Consider the following 19,027-nt stretch of genomic DNA (forward strand, 5'->3'; position numbering starts at 1 on the left):
CCCGCCCTGGAGACATCATGCCGAACCGCGTCGCGCAAACCGCCGTCCTCCTTGCTTTCTCCACCCTGGCGGCGCTCGCCGTGGCGGCCGATCCGCCCGCGCGCGTGGGCCGCGTCGCGCTGGCCCAGGGCCAGGTCACCATCGGCAGCGACGTCGGCGCGGAAATGATGGCCGCGCAGGTCAACTGGCCCGTCACGTCGGGTAACACGATCAGCACGGCGGCCGGCAGCCGCACGGAGCTGCGCGTCGGTTCGACGTCGATCCGCCTGGACGGCGATTCGTCGCTGGAAGTGCTGCAGATGGACGACAACGGCCTGCGCCTGCGCCTGCACTACGGCAGCGCCAGCGTGCGGGTGCTGAATGCGGACGTGCTGGCCGGCTTCGAACTCGAGACCCCGCAGGCGCGCGTGCGCCTGCAGCAGCCCGGCCGCATGCGCGTGGACGCGGAGCGCGTGCGCGACACCAGCTTCGTCACCGTGTTCGACGGCACGGCGCTCGTCGAGGACGGCGATTCGCAGCTGACCCTGCGCGCCGGCCGCCGCGCCGAGGTGGGCGATGCCGACGTCCGCACCATGGCCGCCGTGCGCGACGATTTCGACGAATGGGCCCTCGTGCGCGACCGCTACGAGGACAATGCTGCGTCGTCCCGCTACGTGACGACCGAGATGACGGGCTACGAAGACCTCGACCGCTACGGCAGCTGGCGCGAGGATCCCGAATACGGCCCGCTGTGGACCCCGACCGTGGCCTCCACCTGGGTGCCGTACCGCGACGGCAGCTGGACCTGGCTCGATCCATGGGGCTGGACCTGGGTCGACAACGCGCCGTGGGGCTATGCGCCGTTCCACTACGGCCGCTGGGTGCACGTGCACAACCGCTGGGCCTGGGCGCCGGGCCGCCGTCACGAGCACCTGGTCTGGGCACCGGCGCTCGTCGGCTGGGTCGGCGGCGCCGGCTGGAACCTCACGTTCCGTGACCGCAACCGGCCGCTGCCGGCCGCCGGCTGGTATCCGCTGACGCCGCACGACCGCTACGTGCCCACGTGGCGCGCGCCGGACCACCACCTGCGCTGGCTGAACGAACACGTGCGCGACAACCCGCGCCGTCCGCGCGACTACCGCCCGCAAGGCCTTACGGTCCTCCCGCAGGACCGCTTCGGCCGGCCGGGCCGGGTGAACGTCCCGCGCACGCCCATCACGACCGTGCCGCCCGTGCTGGTGCATAACGTCCCGACCGGCGCGCCGCCGGCCGCCCCGGTGATGCCGAACCGGCCGAACCGCCCGGACCGTCCGGATCGTCCGGATCGTCCGGATCGCGACGGGGACGGCATCCGCGGCCCGGTCGCCATCGGCCGCATGGAGGGCCGCCACGCGGACCCGGGCCGCGAGCGCCGCATCGAGACGGCACGCGCCGGGCGCGACGGTTTTATCGCCCAGCGCCCGCAAGGCCAGGTCATCACGGCGCCGCCGGTCAATTCGGCACCAGCACAGGGTTTGCCCGTCACGAGTCCGACGCCACACCTGCCGCCGCAACCGCTGAGCACCGTGACGAGCCCGACGCCGCACTTGCCGCCGCAACCGCTGTCGACGTCCAGCCCGACGATCCAGCAGCCGCAGGCGATGCCGCCGGCGGGCGTCCCCCCCGCCTGGCAGCGCGACCGCGTCGACCGCGAGCGCGACCGGATGGAGCGCGACGCGCGCCGTGACGAACGCCGCGAACAACTGGAAGAATGGCGCCGCAGCCGCCAGCCGGTGCAGCAGGCCCAGCCGCAGCCGCAGCCGCAGCCGCAGCCACGCATCGAGCGTCCGGCCCCGCCGCCTGTGCAGATGGCGCCGCGTCCGGCACCCGCCGCGCCGCCTGTGCAGATGGCGCCGCGTCCGGCACCCGCCGCCGCGCCTACCCCTGCGCCGGCCAGGTCCGAGGAACGGCGCCACGTCGACCAGCGCGGCCGGGACCAGAAAGAGCGTTGATCCGGGCGGAAATGGGGCGGTTTGGCTACAATGCTGTTTTACAAAAGGAGTGGCCATGGACCCGAAAGATTCCCTCATCGAATACCCGAGCGATTTCCCGATCAAGGTCATGGGCCCGACGCACGACGAGTTCGCCAACACGATCGTCGAAGTGGTCACCATCCACGATCCGACTTTCCATGCCGGCAAGATGGAAGTGCGGCCGTCGGCCAAGGGCGCCTACACGGGCCTGACCGTGATCGTGCGTGCCACCAGCCGCGAAATGCTCGACAACCTGTACCGCGAACTGTCGTCGCACCCGATGGTCAAGATCGTTCTGTAAACCTGGTGTTGCTTCCGGCCCGTCGGCCGGAAGGGGTTTATAACGCCAGCCATCAGGCTGGCTTATAATGACGGGTACTCTCTCTTCACAGACCCTATCCATGCAAGCGAACCAGCCGGCTATCCGTGAGCTTGGCCGCGCCGACTACGAACCCGTTTTTGCCGCGATGCGCGCCTTCACGGATGCGCGCACGCCCGACACGCCCGACGAGTTGTGGATCGTCGAGCATCCGCCCGTGTTCACGCTCGGGCTGGGCGCCGACCGCGGCCACCTGCTGAGCGTCACGGCCCACGACGTCCCCGTCGTGCAGACCGACCGCGGCGGCGAAGTCACGTACCACGGCCCCGGCCAGGTCGTGATCTACCTGCTGATGGACCTGCGCCGCAACAAGCCCGGCGGCAAATTGTATGCGCGGCAATTTGTCCACAAGATCGAGCAGGCCGTGATCGATGTGCTGGCGGCGTATAATCTTGCCGGTGAACGCGTCGAAGGCGCGCCCGGCATCTATATCGCCGACGGTCCGCGCAAGGGCGCCAAGATCGCCGCGCTGGGCCTGAAGGTGCGCGGCAACGGCTGCACCTACCACGGCGTCTCGCTGAACGTGGCGATGGACCTGGCGCCGTTCACCTGGATCAACCCGTGCGGCTATTCCGGCCTGGCCACGGTGGACATGAAAACGATGGGCGTCGACGCGCCGCTGGCCGACGTACAGCAAGCCCTCGCCGCCGCGCTGATCGACCATCTGTCCACGGCACCCTCTTCAACCGCAGCGGTCGCGCAGGCCGCAACCAACTGACTACGCACATGACTTCTCCAATCGACACCGGCACCGCAGCAGCAGAATCCGCAGCAAATGCGTATAACGCGAGCGAAAAGCAGAAAGGCGCGAGCAAGACGTCGCGCATCCCGATCAAGATCGTGCCGCTCGAACAACACGAGCGCCTCAAGAAGCCGGACTGGATCCGTGTAAAAGCCGCGAGCCCGTCGTCGCGCTTCTACGAGATCAAGGACATCCTGCGCGCCAACAACCTCGTCACCGTGTGCGAGGAAGCCAGCTGCCCGAACATCGGCGAATGCTTCGGCAAGGGCACCGCGACCTTCATGATCATGGGCGACAAGTGCACGCGCCGCTGCCCGTTCTGCGACGTCGGCCACGGCCGTCCGGACCCGCTCGACGTCAACGAGCCGGGGAATCTCGCCAAGACGATCGCCGACCTGCGCCTGTCGTACGTCGTGATCACGTCGGTCGACCGCGACGACCTGCGTGACGGTGGCGCCGGCCACTTCGTCGAGTGCATCCAGAAGACGCGCGCGCTGTCGCCGAACACGAAGATCGAAGTGCTCGTGCCGGACTTCCGCGGCCGCCTGGAAAAAGCGCTGAACATCTTCGCCGACGGCCTGCCGGACGTGATGAACCACAACCTGGAAACCGTGCCGCGCCTGTACAAGGAAGCGCGTCCGGGCGCCGACTACCAGCATTCGCTGGTGCTGCTGCGCGACTTCAAGAAAATGTACCCGAACGCCGTCACGAAATCCGGCCTGATGGTCGGCCTGGGCGAGACCGACGAGGAAATCCTGGAAGTCATGCGCGACATGCGCGCGCACGACATCGACATGCTGACCATCGGCCAGTACCTGGCCCCGTCGAACTCGCACCTGCCGGTGCGCCGCTACGTGCACCCCGACACTTTTAAAATGTTCGAAGAGAAGGCGTACGAGATGGGCTTCGTGCACGCGGCCGTCGGCGCGATGGTGCGCTCGTCGTATCACGCGGACCAGCAGGCGCACGAAGCGGGCGTCGCTGCGTAAGTAACGTCAACAATCCGGATACATCACGCGTGGGCGGAGGGCCGCCCACCCTACGGGAACGATACGTAGGGTGGGCGGCCTCCGCCCACCTTGTTTGTCACCTGCCGCACGGTGCGCCCGCTGCGCCCGCGCTATATTGAAAACATGAGCGAACACCAACCCCGTCTCCCCTCCGCCGCCGACGACACCCAGGACGACGACGCGTTCCTCGAACGCGAGCTCGGGCTGCACGCTCGCGACGTCGAACTGGTCCGCATGGAAGGCCGTGTCTTCCTGCGCTTCGCCGGCGCCGTGCGCGTGGACGGCCTGCACGTCGAGTACCGCCTCGTGCCGTCGCGCGGCGTGCTGGCCAAGCCCAGCAAATGGCGCAAGATGGATCTGCTCGCGCGGCGCGGGCTCGTCGAGGAGCGGGCCACGCGCGACGCCGTCGACGACCTGAACCAGGAGGTCGAAGAATTCGTGCGCGACATTGCCGACCAGGCCGACGAGTTCGGCTTCGACCCGATGCTGTTCCTGCACGTGCTGGAAGAGCTGGAGACGTCCGAGCCGGCCGAGTTCGTGTTCGACCGGATCCGCCAGCGCCTGCTGCACGCCGGCGAGCGCGAGCAGGAAGAGCGCCACGCCGCGCGCACCAAGGAAAGCATCAACCTCGCCGAGTATCCGGCGTCGTTCGAGGTCGCGAGCAAGATGGCGCGCCGCTTCATCGCGCTGCTGGGCCCGACCAACTCCGGCAAGACGCACCGCGCGATGGAGCACCTGGCGCAAGCCGACAGCGGTGTCTACCTCGCGCCGCTGCGTCTGCTGGCGCTGGAAAACTACGAGCGCCTGCAGAACGCCGTCGGTCCCGATGGCGAACCCATCAAGGTCAGCCTGATCACGGGCGAGGAACGCCGCCTGGCCGAAGGCGCGACGCACGTCGCCAGCACCGTCGAGATGCTCGACACGAAGACGCCTGTGCAGGTCGCCGTCATCGACGAGATCCAGATGCTGGCCGACCGCGACCGCGGCGCCGCGTGGACGGCCGCCGTATGCGGTGCGCCGGCGTCGACTGTGTACCTCGTCGGCGCGCCGGAAGCGCGGCGCGCGATCGAGGCGCTGGCCGAGCGCCTGGAGTGTCCGCTCGAAGTCCACGTGCTGAAACGCAAGGCACCGCTGTCGATGGAACCCGGCGCCGTGCGCAAGCTGAGGAACCTGAAGCGGGGCGACGCCGTCATCGCGTTCTCGCGGCGCGAGGTCCTGATGTGGCGCGACATGATCACGGAAATGGGCCTGTCCGTCGCGACCGTCTACGGCAATTTATCTCCGGAAGTCCGGCGCGCGCAGGCCGAGCGGTTCCGCGAAGGGCAGGCCGACATCGTCGTCGGCACGGACGCCCTCGCGATGGGCTTGAACATGCCGATCCAGCGCATCGTGATGACGACGGCCGTCAAGTACAACGGCGTCGAGGAAGAAGAAATCTCGGCCGCGCTCGCCAAGCAGATCGCCGGCCGCGCGGGCCGCTACGGCGTGCACGAGGAAGGATTCGTGGCCGGCTACGACGACGACACGCACGAGGTCATGCGCTCGTTGATGAAGGAAAAGGTCCCGCCCGTGCCGGCCAGCGGTTTCGCGGTCGCCCCGTCGCTGGAGCAATTGCACCGCATCTCGTCGGTGACGGGCGAGACGTCGCTGGTGAAATTGCTGAAACGCTTCGTGCACAACATCGACGTGCCGGACGGCTTTTTCTATCCGCGCATCACGGAAGAACAGAACGAGCGCGCGGAATGGCTCGATACGCTGGACCTGAGCGTGGCGGAGAAATTCACGATGTCGCTCGTGCCCATTTCGACCAGGGTGCCGACACTGGAAAGCGCATGGTCGCACTGGGCGCAATCGCTCGCGAAACGGAAAGTCTGCAAGCTCCAGCCCCATCCGCAGGAATTGTTTTGGCAAAACCTGCAGGAAGTCGAGGACACGTGCCGCATGTACTCGGCCTATGCCTGGCTCGGCTACCGCATGCCGGAATTCTTCCCCAGCATCGAGGAAGCGCAGACCTTGGCGCGCGAAGCGTCCGAGCGCGTCGATGCGCTGTTGCAGCAGCAGAATGCGGCGACGCGCAAGCGGCAGGCCAAAAAGGAACGGGGGCGCTGGTAAGCAGCCGCTTCACGGCAGCTGCCGGGCCCGCCCGACGGCTTCCAGCCACTCTTCCCACACGGCTGGATCGCTCGTCCGGCCGTCTTCATCCAGCCGGTAGCCGGCCAGCAGGTCGGCCAGGTCGCTCGATTCCGTCAGGTCGACTTCGCGTTCGAGAAAGGCGAGCATGGCGCGGTAGGCCTGCTCGACCGTCAAGGGTTGATTGCTCGCATCCATGATCGCCTGCTATCGATTACGTGTGCAAATGTGCACAGCATACTCTTCCTGCCCCGAGCCATCTCGCTGACCGTGCTCGTACCTGACAGGCGTGACTTCCCCGCCTCCCGCCGGCATCAGGCCGGCGGGAGTGCCACGCGTTACCGCCTGGCTCGCCTCGGGTAGCGCCGTGCGCGCCGCGAAGGCGCCGGTGGCGAGCCGTTGCAGGTTGATGGCCGCGTTCACGTCGCGGTCGTGCCGCGCGCCGCAACCGGCGCAGGTCCACGCCCGGTCGCCCAGCGCCAGCATCCCGTTGTGGGCACCACATTCCGAGCACAGTTTGCTGGACGGGTACCAGCGGTCGGCCAGCACGATTTGCGTACCGTATCGCTCAGACTTGTACGTCAGCTGGCGTCGGAATTCGTAAAAGCCGACATCGGCGATCGCGCGTGCCAGTCGCGCGTTGGCCAGCATGCCGCGCACGTTCAGGTCTTCGATCGCCAGCGCCTGGTTCTCGCGGCACAGCCGGGTCGTGAGCTTATGGGTGAAATCCCTGCGCACGCGCGCGATGCGCGCCTGCAGCCGCGCCAGCGCCAGCGCGCCCTTGGTCCGGTTCTTCGACGCCGACAGGCGCGTGTCCATGCCGATACGGCCGACGATCCCGGCCGCGGCCTTGGCCGCCTCGAGCTTGCGCGACTGCCGGCGTGAGCGGATGCGCAGGCGCCGCAGCGCCGCCTTCAATGGCCGTGGCGCCGCGATCTTCTCGCCACTGGACAGCGTGGCCGCGCTGGTCACGCCCAGGTCGACGCCGGTGACGGCGTCACCTGTGCGAGGCCGCCGGGCCAGGTGGTCCGGCACGTCGACCTGAACCGCCAGGTACCAGTGACCGGCTTCGCGCGAGACACTCGCGCCCATGATCTTGCCGGCCCAGCGCAGCGCTTCGCACAGCGCGACGCGGCCCACCTTCGGCAGCACGGCGCTGCGTCCCTCGAGGCGGAACTTGTCATTTGCGATGTAAAAACTCTCGGCCGAGCGACCCTTTTTCTTGAAGCGCGGCGCGTGCGCCGGCTGGCCGGCGCGGCGCTGCTCGACGTAACGGCTCCACGCCTTTGCGAGGTTGGCGAACGGCTGGGCGTGCGCGTCGCGGTGGATCGTGCGCAGCCACGGCTTGCCGTCGGCGTCGAGCCAGTCGGGATCCGAATATTTGATGCGATTGAACACCTTCTTGAGCTCCATCGCGTTTGGCCGCAGGCCGCGGGCCGCCTGACGGTTCCACTCGGCGAGGGCCCAGTTCCAGACCCGGCGGGCGGTGCCGGCCGCGCGCGCAAAATAGTCGCGCTGGGGCGCTGTCGCGTCAATCCTGATCCGGTGTGCCAGCAGCATGGCTGCTCTCCGGGGGCGCGCGCAGCTGGCGGCGGTAGTTGTGCAGGCCGCACGGCCTGCTTGAAAAGCAATGCACGTCGCGGCGCCGGGCGTTGGTGGTGCGGACGGCCGGGACAAACCGGTCGTGGCGCTCGCACCGCTGCAGCGAATTGACCGTGATTCCCAGCAGCTTGGCAGCCCCGCCTGTGCCCATTGTGTTTTCCATGATCACGATTGGACACGCTCACTCATGTTTAGTTCGACTTGAGTCGTATTCGGTGTCGATGACGCCAGCTTACGCCGATGTGCGCCGGTCGGGGCGACTCTTCACTTCGACCCGGTGCACGCCCGGGATGGCGCGCAGGCGGTCGAGCAATGCGTTGAATTCCGACTCGGACAGGCGCGAGAACGCGATGAGGACGTCATCGAGGTTTCCCGTTTCCTCGCTCTGCTGGACGATGAACGTGCCGATGCGGTTCGTCACCGGACCGAGTTCCTTCTCCAGCACGGGCAGCGTGAGCCGGCCCCGCTCGGCCGACAGCACCAGTTCGCGTTTTTGCCTGGACGAGAAATAGCGTTGTTCCAGCGGTTTCATCGCGGCCAGGATGAACAGGATGATGGCCGTGCCCGCCACCGCCGCCACGTACAGGCCACCGCCCACCGCCAGGCCGACGGCCGCCACCGACCACAGGCTGGCCGCCGTCGTCAGGCCGCGCACGACGTCGCCGCGCAGCAGGATCGATCCCGCGCCCAGGAAGCCGATGCCGGACACCACCTGGGCCGCCACGCGCGACGGGTCGAGTGAAATATGCTCGTGGTTCAATACGTCGTTGAAGCCATAGGCCGAAACGATCATGATCAGGCAGGAACTGACGCAGACCAGCATGTGGGTCCGCAACCCCGCTGCCCAGGACAGGCGCTCGCGCTCGAACCCGATGGCCCCGCCCAGCAGGGCCGCAAGGCACAGGCGCGCGACGAGTTCGGCTTCCGGCAGCATGATGGATGTGTTGATGAGCTCCAAAAAGCCATCTTAGCACCGGGCCCGGCTGGCCGGCGCACACTGTCACGGCAGGCAGTGCGCGGCAATGCCCGGACCGCCGGGACCGGCGTTTGCGATGTCGGCGGGCGGATAGCCATTGCCCAGTGCCAGTGTCTGTCCGCCTTCGTAGCGCAGGCGTAACTGGTCGCCGGAATAGTCGGGCAGCGCGCGCGGCACGTAGATGGCGAAGCGGTAATGCAGCTGGGCGTAATAGCCGTGCCGGAAGACCTGGCTCGAAGGCCCGCGCTGGAGTTCGGCCGCGATCGCATCCGCGAGGACGCCGGTGTCGAAGCGGCTGTTGATGTCGGCCGTGTCTTCCAGCCGCAGCGTGTAGGGCCGCAGTGGCCCGTAGCGCTGGTCGCCGTATTGCACGCGCAGGCGGTCGGCGTCGAAATAAAAACTCGGAATGTTGGCACCCGTGACGTCCAGGGCGCACAGCAGGAACACGGCCCAGAATCCGTGCGAATCCAGCGGCAGCACGAACTGGACGGGCGCGCGGTTCGGCAGCGCGACGGGATTGGAGAAATCGATCCGGTGGACGTTGGCGACGTGCTGGTAATGCAACACGACGGTGTTGCGCAGGCCGGTGTCCACGCTGCTGCAGCCTGCTGCCGTCAGCAGGCCCGCAACGAGCACATACTTGATCAGCTTGCGCATCGCCCTCTCCTTTGCCGGCATCAAGCTTGGGCCGAACAGGACCTCGGCGTTTGCGGGAAGTCAGCGGTGCGCGGGGAACGTCAGGCGTAGCGACGTATGCAGTTTGTTGGCGTTACGCGTGGGCGGGGGCCGCCCACCCTACGATTTCAACGATTTTTGTAGCAGCGCATGTAAGGAGGCAAAATCCGGCTCGCCCAGGTAGCGCTTGAGGATCTTGCCATCCTTGCCGATGACGAAGGTGGTCGGCGTCATGTTGACGTCACCAAACTGCTTGGCCAGGTCGCCGCCGGAATCGAGGGCCACCTTGAACGGCAGCTTGCGCGTCTCGGCGTAGTTCAAGACATAGTTCGGCGGATCGTAGCTCATCGCCACGGCGACGAATTCCAGGCCGTCCTGCTTGAACTTGTTGTACGTCTCGACCATCTGCGGCATTTCTTTCACGCAGGTGGCGCACGACGTTGCCCAGAAATTGACCATGACGACCTTGCCGCGCAAGTCCTGCGAGCTGATCTTCTGGCCGGCGATGGTGATGAACGTGACGTCGGGCGCCTGCTGCTGCTGGCTGAACGTGGCGTAACCGATCCCGGCGATCGCCAGCACGGCCGCGCCGATGGCGGCCGGCTTGATCCAGGTGCGTTGTGAGGTGGTCATGGTCTCATCCCCATCATCCGGTGTGTTACGACGTGCCCCGCGGCTCGGGTTGCTGCTGTTGCGGTGGCGACATCGAGCGCAGGTCTTCTTCGCTGATGTACTCGAACATTTTAACCACGCGCATGACGCCCGACACGCCCTGGGCAACATCGGCGGCGATATTGCCTTCGCGCTGGGTCACGAGACCCATCAGGTACACGGTGCCGCCTTCCGTCACGACCTGGAACGAGGTGGCCGACACGGTCTTCTTGTCCGCGAGGCTGAGCTTGACCTTGCTGGTGATGAGGGCATCGCTGGCGCGCGACGTGTAGCTGGACGGGCCGGCGATCTGCAGTTCGTTGATGACGTTATCGACATTGGTGATGCCGCGCACTTCGTTCTCGACCGCACGCTTCATCGCCTCGTCCTTCACCTCGCCGGTCAGCAGCACCTTGCGGTTGTAGCTGTTGATGTTGACGTGGCCGGCATCGCCGACGATGTTGCCCATCCGGGCAGCGGCTTTCAGTTCGATGCCCTTGTCCTCGGTCTGCGCGCCCAGCGTGCGGCGGTCGGCCGTCGCGACGGCACCGCCGACGGCGCCGGCAGCCACGACGGCGACGCAGCCTTGCAGGGACGACAGCAGGGCCACGCACAGCACGGCCTTCGACAGGGGACGCAGCACGGCGTCGGCGTTAATTTGCATCTTCTTCTCCGAACAGGGCGACGTCGAGACCGTCGCAGATACTGTGGATCGCGACCAGGTGCACTTCCTGGATGCGGGCGGTGCGGGAATGCGGCACGTTGATGTGGACGTCGGCGTCGGTCAGCATTTGCGCGATCTTGCCGCCGTCCTTGCCGGTCAGGGCGACGACGCGCATCTCGCGTTCCAGCGCGGCCTCGACGGCGGCCAGCACGTTGCCCGAATTGCCCGACGTGGAAATCGCCAGCAGGATGTCGCCGGCCTGGCCGAACGCCTGTACCTGCTTGCTGAAGATTTCGTTGAAACTGTAGTCGTTGCCGACGGCCGTGATGATCGACGTATCGGTGGTGAGCGCGATCGCCGGCAGCGGGAAGCGCTCGCGCTCGAAGCGGCCGACCAGTTCGGCGGCGAAGTGCTGCGAGTCGCCGGCCGAGCCGCCGTTGCCGCAAGAGAGGATTTTGTTGCCGTTGGAAAGCGCATTGAACATCAGCTCAATCGCTTGAGAAATCGGTTGTGCAAGGAGATTCGCCGACTTCATCTTGAGTTCGGCGCTTTCCTGGAAGTGGGCGAGGATGCGTTGAGTATTCATGGTCAAAGATTATAGTGCAGTGGCAATGCCCGGCGATCAAGGCCAGCAAAAAATGCTTACACTTCCAGGCCTTTCAAAACCGTCGCGAGCGGCAGCAGGTTTTTAAACGCTTGTCTCAACGGCGTTCCTTATCCATTCGACATGGTTGCCATCGATGGCGACGACGTCGATGCGGCAGGGCGGCAGGCGATTGAAGCGTTGTAGATAAAACTGGGCAGCGCGGATGATGCGGCGGATTTTCGCCGGACTGATGCTTTCCGCCGCGCTGACCGGGGCCCCGGCCGCGCGCTGGCGCACTTCGACGAACACGAGCGTGGCACCGTCGCGCAGGATCAGGTCGATTTCTCCCAGCTTGCACTGGAAATTCGCTTCCACCAGCACGAGGCCGTGGCGTTCGAGATGGGCCAGGGCCACGTTTTCCCACGCGCGTCCCTGCTCCTGCTTGCGCGACAGCCGGGTCGGCCACATGTCAGCGGCCCTTGACGGGGTCGAATGCGCCGCCGCGGACGACGACGGCCGCCTCGACCCGCTGCAGCTGCAATTGCCCGCCGGGGCCGGCGACCACGTCGAGCCGACCCGTGACGCCATCGATGTTGAACGGCGCGCCGTCCCGCAGTGCCAGTTCGCGCGCGACGCGGAAGGCGTCGATGCCGAGGGCATATAAACGGTCCATGTCGAGCGGCTGTTCCGTATCCAGCGGGCGCGGGTAGACCATCACGGCCGGGTGGTCGGGCAGCACGATCCACGGCAGGTCGAGGAGGCGTACGCCGTCGAGGCCCGGCGCATCCGGCACCGTCGACCGCCCCGGATTCGCCGGGCCGCCGCCATAGCAGGGGATCGCGGCGGCCAGCGCGCGCACGGGGCGCAGCGCCGCGCTGTCGAGTGCGGCGAACAGCAGGTCGGGCGGGTCGATCTCCAGTTTCTGCTTCAGTTCCCCGATGGCCGCCTTGCCTCCTTCGCCGGACGGCACCGCGAAGCGCTGGTTCGTGTGGCCCAGCTGGGCCCAGCGCGCCTCGAACGCGCCGGCCGCCCGCTGCGCCCAGGCCGCGCCGCCCGTAAGGATCAGCGCGCGGCCGTGCGGATGCTCGCGCGCGGCCCATTCCGCCACCTGGCGCGCCTCGTCCTCGATCGACAGCCCTGCCACGAGCATCCCGCGCGGCACACTCGTCCGGCCTTCCGGCACGCTCAGCACGACGGTCGGCCGCGGGACGGCATCGCTGTCGGCCAGTGCCGCCACGGCGGAACGCGCGAGCGGACCGACGATGATGTCGCTGGCCACCGCCGCGCGCGCGTACGCGTCGAGCACGTCGCGCGGCGCATCGCCCGTCGAGACGACCTCGGCCTTGAAGCCGGTGCCGTCCCGTTCCATGCTCGCCATGAAGCCGGCGCGAACCGCCTCGGCGGCCGTTGCCAGCGTGCTGGATCGCATCGGCAGCAGCAGGGCGATGCGGATGGGCGGGCTTGATGCCGGCGGCGGCGGCGCCGGTTCGTTCGGTGGCGGCCGGGCAGGGCGCGGCTGGATGGCGGGATCCAGCATCGCGAGAAGGGGCGCGTGCGCACTTGTGTTAGTGTCCACGGACGCGCACAATCGCTGCGGCCCGGCACATGGCGTGCCGGCAAGAGCGTGGCCACCGACACTCATCATGATGAGCAGCCAGGCCAGCCGGGCGCACAGTGCCTCGAGAATCTTCATCCGTATCCCCAACATGACAGAAACCCAGTCCAGCCAGATCGCCCAACTGCCCGTCATGGGCGAGGCCGCCCAGCAGTCCTATCCTACCGCAACGCTTTACGTGGTGGCCACACCCATCGGCAACGTCACCGACATCACGCTGCGCGCGCTGCACGTGCTGCTGCTGGCCGACGTCGTCGCCTGCGAGGACACGCGCAAGACCGGCGCATTGCTCACGCGCTTCGGCCTGAACAAGCCGATGATCGCCGCGCACCAGCACAACGAACGCGAGGTCGCCGAGAAGATCGCCACGCGCCTGCGCGCGGGCGAGCGCGTGGCGCTCGTGTCGGATGCGGGCACGCCGGCCGTGTCCGACCCGGGCGCGCGCATCGTCGACGCGGTGCGCGACGCCGGCCTGCACGTCGTGCCCGTGCCCGGCCCGTCGGCGGCCATCGCGGCGCTGTCGGCGAGTGGCCTCGTGAACGACCGCTTCTATTTTGTCGGCTTCCTGCCCGCGAAGACGAAGCAGCGCGAAGCGGAACTGGCCACGCTCAAGGCCGTGCCGGCGACGCTCGTGTTCTATGAGGCACCGCATCGCATCACGGACTGTGTGGAATCTCTCGTCGCCGCATTCGAGCCGACGCGCCAGGTGGTCTTTGCACGCGAGCTGACGAAATTGTTCGAGGAAATCCACCGCTGCCCGCTGAGCGAGGCACTCGCGTGGGTGAAGGCCGACGCGAACCGCGAGCGCGGCGAATTCGTCGTGCTGGTCGAAGGTGCGCAGACGGAGGACGATGAAGGCGACGCCGAAGCGGAGCGCGTGCTGCGCATCCTGCTGGAAGAGTGTTCGGTGAAACAGGCGGCCGCGCTGGCGGCGCAGATTACCGGAAAGAAGAAGAACGCGTTGTACGAGCGGGCGTTGCAGATCAAGGGCTAACAAACGTCGTTCCCGAGAAAGCGGGAACCCATGCGGACTATCCGAAGTCAGACTTCAAAGATGCCGCAGTAATTTCAACGTCACGGCTTTGGTGGTTCAGTATGGATTCCCGCCTGCGCGGGAATGACGTGCCTGGTTTAGCGATGCTGTCACTTGTGCGGTTCGCCTACCATTTACACCCACTATCCTTCTTGTCCATCGCCAGGAAGATCGGCGCCAGCAAGCCCCCGGGCACGCCATCCTTGCAATCCGGCCGCTTGGCCTGCTTGATCGCCCGTTCGAACTTGCTTTCCGTTTGCAGCGCCGGTTTCGGCAGGCGTTCGAGCGCCGTGCCCACCTTGTCCGGATCGGGTTCGTTGGCCAGCTTCGTGGCCATGCCGCGCGCCAGGCTGCGCGCCGCGTCGATGTCGAAATGCCGCGTCGTCGTCGCGGGTTCCGGTTGCGGCGCGGGCGTGTCCGGTGCCGGTTTCACGGCATAGGTTTCCTCGGTCGACTGGCGTTTTTCCACCGGCACGGCGATCACAGGGCGGGTTTTCCTTGCGGGCGGCTGCGCGCGCGGGATCGGTTTCGGCGGCTCCTCGGCCGGTTTCACTTGCACGGGCGGTGGCGGTGGCGCGGCTTGCAGGCGGATCGTGAGCCGTTCCGGCGGCGTGGCGGGCAAGGTCGTGGCAGGCTGGCGATAGAACGCGAGCAGCAGCGCGTGCGCGAGTACCGACAGCGCAATGCCGGCCGCGACGCGGTTGACCTGTTTGCGGTCGGGGAGGGCGCCGTCGATGTTGTCGATTGCAAACGTCACGTCTTCACCTGTACGGAAAACCACGGATTCACGGGCTTTCCTTGACCTGGACAGTACCCGGACGGTATGATGGCTGTCTTCGGAGTGTAGCGCAGCCCGGTAGCGCATCTGGTTTGGGACCAGAGGGTCCAAGGTTCGAATCCTTGTACTCCGACCAGTATAGCAAGAGGCCGACGAGAGATCGTCGGCCTTTTTCATTTGTTACAAGGTTCTCTTCGCCAACAATGCATTGCCGGCCCGGCTCGCGCCCTTGCGGCCGAGATGCTGCGAAATGAACGCGCCCGCCTCCACGACGACATCGAGGGCTATGCCCGTCTCGATCCCCAGCCCGTTCAGCATGTAGACCACGTCCTCGGTCGCCACGTTGCCCGTCGCGCCCTTCGCATACGGGCAGCCGCCCAGGCCCGACACGGACGAGTGGAAGATCGTGACGCCCAGTTCCAGGCTGGCATAGATGTTGGCGAGCGCCTGGCCGTAGGTGTCGTGGAAGTGGCCGGAGATGCGGTCCAGCGCGAAGGCGCGCGCCGCCGTCTCCATCACGGCCTGTGTCTTGCGCGGGGTCGAGACGCCGATCGTGTCGGCGATGTCGATCTCGTCGCAGCCCAGGTCGCGCATGCGGCCCACGACGTCCGCGACCGCATCCAGCGGCACTTCTCCCTGGTACGGGCAGCCGAACGCGCAGCTGATGCTGCCGCGCAGGCGCAGGCCGTTGTCCTTCGCCGCCTTGGCGACAGGCTCGAAGCGCGCGATGGATTCCGCGATCGAGCAGTTGATGTTCCGCTGCGAGAACGCTTCCGACGCGGAACCGAAGATCACGACTTCGTCGGCCTGCGCCGCCAGCGCTGCCTCGAAGCCCTGCATGTTCGGCGTCAGCGCGGAATACAGCGTGCCGGGACGGCGCGCGATGCCGGCCATGACCTCGGCACTCGTCGCCATCTGCGGCACCCACTTGGGCGAGACGAACGACGCCGCCTCGATATTGGCGAAACCGGCGCGCGACAGGCGGTCGACCAGTTCGATCTTGACCGCGGCGGACACCGCTTCCTTTTCGTTCTGCAGCCCGTCGCGCGGGCCGACTTCGACGATCTTGACGTGCTTCGGCAGTTGGTTGTGCATGGTGGTTTCCTAATAGCCGCGGGCGCGGTCGACGATGTCGTCGATGGCCTCGCCCCGTTCCAGCTTGCCGATCTTGGCGGCGATCTGGCGTACGGCTTCTTCGCGCAGGGTGAGCGCGGAGATGTGCGGCGTGATGGTGATGCGCGGTTCGTTCCAGAACGGATGCGGGGCCGGCAGCGGTTCGTTGCGGAACACGTCCAGCGTGGCGCCCGCGATGTGGCCGGCGCGGATCAGCGCCAGCAGGTCCGGCTCGGCCAGCAGCGCGCCGCGCGCCACGTTGATCACGTAGGCGCCTTCGGGCAGTTGCGACAGGTGCGCGCGGTCGAGCAGGTTCGTCGTCTCGGGCGTGAGCGGCAGCATGCAGACGAGGACCTGCGTGCCGGACAGGAAGTCGCCCAGTTCGTCCATGCCGGCAAAGCATGGCACGCCCGGCACGTCCTTCGGCGACCGGCTCCAGCCGCGCACGGGAAAGCCGAGCTGGCGCAAGGTGCGCAGCACGGGCATCCCGAGCTTGCCGAGGCCCAGTACGCCGACCGTGAAGTCGGCCTTGCGGCGGCGCGTTTCCAGCGGGTTCCAGATGCCCTGGCGCGCCTGCTGTTCGTAGTCGTCGAAGCGGCGGAAGTAGCGCAAGGTTGCATACGCGACGTACTCCGCCATCTGCTCGGCCATGCCCGCATCGCCGAGGCGGACGATGGGGACGTGCGGCAGCGCGTCGCCGAACTTCAGCAGCGCGTCCACGCCGGCACCCATCAGGAAGATCGCCTTGACGTGGGCCAGCTGGTCGAGCAGCTGCGGCGTCGGCGCCCACACGACGGCGTAGTCGCAAGGCGGTTGCGACGCCAGCGACATGTTCTCGCGCCACACGACGGTCTCCGCGTGTGGCAATGCATCGGCAAAATCACGGGCCCACGGTTCGATGACGCCGTCGCCCCGGTACAGCAGTATCCGCATGTCTTGTCTCCTGATAATTGTTATGGATTGCGTTTGCTGTCTCGTTGGTCGTTGGTACATGGTGGGCACGGGGTGCCCACCCTACGGTCGTGCTGCCGTAGGGTGGGCGGCCTCCGCCCACCAAAACGTCACGCTGCCGCTTTAAACGCCAGCAGCGGTGCCCCATCCGCGACCTGGTCGCCGACCTGGTACAGCACTTCCTCGACCAGGCCGTCGCTCGGTGCGGCAATCGTGTGTTCCATCTTCATCGCTTCCATGATCACGAGCGGCTCGCCCTTCTTGACGAGCTGTCCGCTGGACGCGATCACGGCCACCACCTTGCCCGGCATCGGCGCCGTGAGGCGGCCGTCCGCCGTCTCGTGCTCGCCGGCATGCGCGAGCGGGTCGTGCCAATCCAGCACGTGGTGCAGGCCGCCCGTGAACACGTGCAGCGTTTCGCCGTCGCGCCGCACCGTGCCCTGGATGGCCTGGCCGTCCAGGCGGATCGCGTAGCGGCCGTCATGCTGCGAGACAAGCGCCAGCGGATGGGCCTTGCCGTCCGCTTCGAGCGTCCAGCCATGCGCATGATAGGCCATGTCGATGGCATAGACCTTGGCCTGGGTCGTGGCCGCGTACTCGTCGCCGAACGCCAGCCGGCGGCGATACGTGCCGTTCATGCGCCAGCCGTGGGTGCTGGTCCACGGGTCGGCCGGGTTGCCGTTCGTCGATGTTTCCGCCGCGACGAGGGCCACGGCCGCCAGCGCCAGCGCGGACAACGGCGCCGGTCCCGCCGGCGGGAACAGCGTCGCCGTGTTTCGCTCGATTAGGCCCGTGTCCAGGTCGGCGTGCGCAAAGGCATCGCCTTCGACGAGGCGTTTCAGGAAGGCGATATTGGTCGCGAGGCCGACGATGTGGAATTCGGACAGCGCCCGCGCCATGCGCGCCAGCGCCTGCGCGCGGTCCGCGCCCCACACGATCAGCTTCGCGATCATCGGATCGTAGAACGGAGAGATGGCATCGCCCGCGCGCACGCCGGAATCGATGCGCACGTCGCCCAGTTCGAACGCGACGTGGCCTGGGGTGTCCATGCAGAGGAGTGTCCCAATCGAGGGCAGGAAGCCCTTTTCCGGATTCTCCGCGTACACGCGCGCCTCGATCGCGTGGCCGTGGATCGCGAGCTCATGCTGCTGCTTCGGCAGCGGCTGGCCGGCGGCCACGCGCAGCTGCCATTCGACGAGGTCCGTCCCCGTGATCATCTCGGTGACGGGGTGCTCGACCTGCAGGCGCGTGTTCATCTCCATGAAGTAGAACGAGCCGTCCTGGTTGGCGATGAATTCGACGGTGCCCGCGCCCACATAGCCCACGGCACGTGCCGCCGCGACGGCTGCTTCGCCCATCGCGGCGCGGCGCTCGGGCGGCATGCCAGGCGCCGGCGCTTCTTCCAGCACCTTCTGGTGACGCCGCTGCACGGAGCAGTCGCGCTCGTGCAGATAGACGCAGTTGCCGTGCGTGTCCGCGAACACCTGGATCTCGATGTGGCGCGGGCGCGTAAGGTATTTTTCGACGAGCACCTTGTCGTCGCCGAACGACGAAATGGCTTCGCGCTTGCACGACGCGAGCGCGGCCTGGAAATCCTCCGACCGTTCGACGACGCGCATGCCCTTGCCGCCGCCGCCCGCGCTGGCTTTCAGCAGCACCGGGTAGCCGATGCGGTTCGCTTCCGATTGCAGCAGTTCCGGGTCCTGCGCATCGCCGTGGTAGCCCGGCACGAGCGGCACGCCCGCGCCTTCCATCAACTGCTTGGCGGCGGATTTCGATCCCATCGCGCGCATCGACGATCCCGGCGGGCCGATGAACACGAGACCCGCTGCCGCGCAGGCTTCCGCGAATTCGGCGTTCTCGGACAGGAAGCCGTAGCCCGGGTGGATCGCCTGCGCGCCGGTGGCCAGCGCCGCGGCGATGATCTTGTCGCCGCGCAGATAGCTGTCCCTGGCGGCGGCGGGGCCGAGCAGGATCGCTTCATCGCAGACCGCCACGTGTTTCGCGCCGGCGTCGGCCTCCGAATAGACGGCAACGGTCTTGATGCCGAGGCGGCGCGCGGTGGCGGCGACCCGGCAGGCGATTTCGCCACGGTTGGCGATGAGGATCTTCGTGAACATGGTGTCTCGTC

20 protein-coding genes and 1 tRNA gene are annotated in these 19,027 nt (G+C 67.2%); 7 read left to right on the forward strand and 14 right to left on the reverse strand.

The features are described from left to right. Positions 1-17 precede the first annotated feature (17 nt). The 5 genes from ACEN98_RS01810 (at position 18) to ACEN98_RS01830 (ending at position 6,234) form a co-directional block, all read left to right on the forward strand. Positions 18-1,970 carry a DUF6600 domain-containing protein gene (locus tag ACEN98_RS01810; protein WP_413380959.1) on the forward strand — a complete coding sequence of 651 codons (1,953 nt, stop codon included), beginning with the start codon at positions 18-20 and terminating at the stop codon, positions 1,968-1,970. A 55-nt stretch (positions 1,971-2,025) separates the two neighbouring features. Beyond that, positions 2,026-2,292: a DUF493 family protein gene (locus ACEN98_RS01815; RefSeq protein ID WP_056125976.1), complete on the forward strand. Its 267-nt coding sequence runs from the start codon at positions 2,026-2,028 to the stop codon at positions 2,290-2,292. Positions 2,293-2,392: 100 nt separating this feature from the next. Next, a complete protein-coding gene (gene lipB / locus ACEN98_RS01820) occupies positions 2,393-3,088 on the forward strand; it encodes a lipoyl(octanoyl) transferase LipB (protein ID WP_413341350.1) in 696 nt (231 codons plus the stop codon). Between the two features lie 8 nt (positions 3,089-3,096). After that, positions 3,097-4,101: a lipoyl synthase gene (gene lipA / locus ACEN98_RS01825; protein ID WP_036239623.1), complete on the forward strand. Its 1,005-nt coding sequence runs from the start codon at positions 3,097-3,099 to the stop codon at positions 4,099-4,101. 144 nt (positions 4,102-4,245) lie between these two features. After that, complete coding sequence (locus ACEN98_RS01830) at positions 4,246-6,234, forward strand: helicase-related protein (RefSeq protein WP_413380962.1); 1,989 nt, start codon at positions 4,246-4,248, stop codon at positions 6,232-6,234. Between the two features lie 9 nt (positions 6,235-6,243). Here the strand turns inward: ACEN98_RS01830 and ACEN98_RS01835 are convergent, their stop codons facing one another. The 10 genes from ACEN98_RS01835 to ACEN98_RS01880 form a co-directional block, all read right to left on the reverse strand. Continuing rightward, positions 6,244-6,450: a hypothetical protein gene (locus ACEN98_RS01835; RefSeq protein WP_413341355.1), complete on the reverse strand. Its 207-nt coding sequence runs from the start codon at positions 6,448-6,450 to the stop codon at positions 6,244-6,246. A 9-nt stretch (positions 6,451-6,459) separates the two neighbouring features. Continuing rightward, on the reverse strand, positions 6,460-7,812 hold the full coding sequence (locus tag ACEN98_RS01840) for an RNA-guided endonuclease InsQ/TnpB family protein (RefSeq protein WP_413380964.1): 1,353 nt from the start codon (positions 7,810-7,812) through the stop codon (positions 6,460-6,462). Beyond that, the gene (locus ACEN98_RS01845; protein ID WP_413380966.1) at positions 7,784-8,017 is read right to left on the reverse strand and encodes a hypothetical protein; all 234 of its coding nucleotides are present in this window, start codon (positions 8,015-8,017) and stop codon (positions 7,784-7,786) included. The genes ACEN98_RS01840 and ACEN98_RS01845 overlap by 29 nt, the downstream gene beginning before the upstream one ends. Before the next feature lie 69 nt (positions 8,018-8,086). Beyond that, on the reverse strand, positions 8,087-8,788 hold the full coding sequence (locus ACEN98_RS01850) for an MgtC/SapB family protein (RefSeq protein ID WP_413385937.1): 702 nt from the start codon (positions 8,786-8,788) through the stop codon (positions 8,087-8,089). A 66-nt stretch (positions 8,789-8,854) separates the two neighbouring features. Continuing rightward, positions 8,855-9,487 carry a hypothetical protein gene (locus ACEN98_RS01855; protein ID WP_413380968.1) on the reverse strand — a complete coding sequence of 211 codons (633 nt, stop codon included), beginning with the start codon at positions 9,485-9,487 and terminating at the stop codon, positions 8,855-8,857. A gap of 138 nt (positions 9,488-9,625) precedes the next feature. Continuing rightward, a complete protein-coding gene (locus tag ACEN98_RS01860; protein WP_413341360.1) occupies positions 9,626-10,138 on the reverse strand; it encodes a peroxiredoxin family protein in 513 nt (170 codons plus the stop codon). Positions 10,139-10,163: 25 nt separating this feature from the next. Beyond that, a complete protein-coding gene (locus ACEN98_RS01865; protein WP_413341362.1) occupies positions 10,164-10,820 on the reverse strand; it encodes a BON domain-containing protein in 657 nt (218 codons plus the stop codon). Next, a complete protein-coding gene (locus ACEN98_RS01870; RefSeq protein ID WP_056125992.1) occupies positions 10,810-11,406 on the reverse strand; it encodes a phosphoheptose isomerase in 597 nt (198 codons plus the stop codon). The genes ACEN98_RS01865 and ACEN98_RS01870 overlap by 11 nt, the downstream gene beginning before the upstream one ends. A gap of 102 nt (positions 11,407-11,508) precedes the next feature. Further along, positions 11,509-11,874, reverse strand: coding sequence for a YraN family protein (locus ACEN98_RS01875; protein ID WP_413380970.1), 366 nt, complete (start codon positions 11,872-11,874; stop codon positions 11,509-11,511). Position 11,875: 1 nt separating this feature from the next. Next, positions 11,876-13,099 (reverse strand): penicillin-binding protein activator, encoded by a 1,224-nt coding sequence (locus ACEN98_RS01880; protein WP_413380972.1) that lies wholly within the window; start codon positions 13,097-13,099, stop codon positions 11,876-11,878. A 13-nt stretch (positions 13,100-13,112) separates the two neighbouring features. Between ACEN98_RS01880 and rsmI the strand changes: the two genes are divergently transcribed. Beyond that, positions 13,113-14,015 (forward strand): 16S rRNA (cytidine(1402)-2'-O)-methyltransferase, encoded by a 903-nt coding sequence (rsmI, locus tag ACEN98_RS01885; RefSeq protein ID WP_413380974.1) that lies wholly within the window; start codon positions 13,113-13,115, stop codon positions 14,013-14,015. A 166-nt stretch (positions 14,016-14,181) separates the two neighbouring features. Here the strand turns inward: rsmI and ACEN98_RS01890 are convergent, their stop codons facing one another. Then, on the reverse strand, positions 14,182-14,811 hold the full coding sequence (locus ACEN98_RS01890) for a hypothetical protein (protein WP_413380976.1): 630 nt from the start codon (positions 14,809-14,811) through the stop codon (positions 14,182-14,184). Positions 14,812-14,891: 80 nt separating this feature from the next. On the opposite strand from ACEN98_RS01890, the gene ACEN98_RS01895 reads away from it, so the two are divergent. Further along, positions 14,892-14,968, forward strand: a tRNA-Pro gene (locus ACEN98_RS01895). A 44-nt stretch (positions 14,969-15,012) separates the two neighbouring features. Here ACEN98_RS01895 and ACEN98_RS01900 read toward each other — a convergent pair. The 3 genes from ACEN98_RS01900 to ACEN98_RS01910 form a co-directional block, all read right to left on the reverse strand. Next, complete coding sequence (locus ACEN98_RS01900; RefSeq protein ID WP_413338490.1) at positions 15,013-15,927, reverse strand: hydroxymethylglutaryl-CoA lyase; 915 nt, start codon at positions 15,925-15,927, stop codon at positions 15,013-15,015. A 9-nt stretch (positions 15,928-15,936) separates the two neighbouring features. Next, positions 15,937-16,878, reverse strand: coding sequence for a 2-hydroxyacid dehydrogenase (locus ACEN98_RS01905; protein WP_371763124.1), 942 nt, complete (start codon positions 16,876-16,878; stop codon positions 15,937-15,939). 128 nt (positions 16,879-17,006) lie between these two features. Further along, positions 17,007-19,016 carry an acetyl-CoA carboxylase biotin carboxylase subunit gene (locus ACEN98_RS01910; protein ID WP_413380978.1) on the reverse strand — a complete coding sequence of 670 codons (2,010 nt, stop codon included), beginning with the start codon at positions 19,014-19,016 and terminating at the stop codon, positions 17,007-17,009. Positions 19,017-19,027: the final 11 nt, after the last annotated feature.

Origin of the sequence: Massilia sp. CT11-137 (genome assembly GCF_047302885.1) — a bacterium.
Taxonomy (GTDB): domain Bacteria; phylum Pseudomonadota; class Gammaproteobacteria; order Burkholderiales; family Burkholderiaceae_D; genus Telluria; species Telluria orientalis.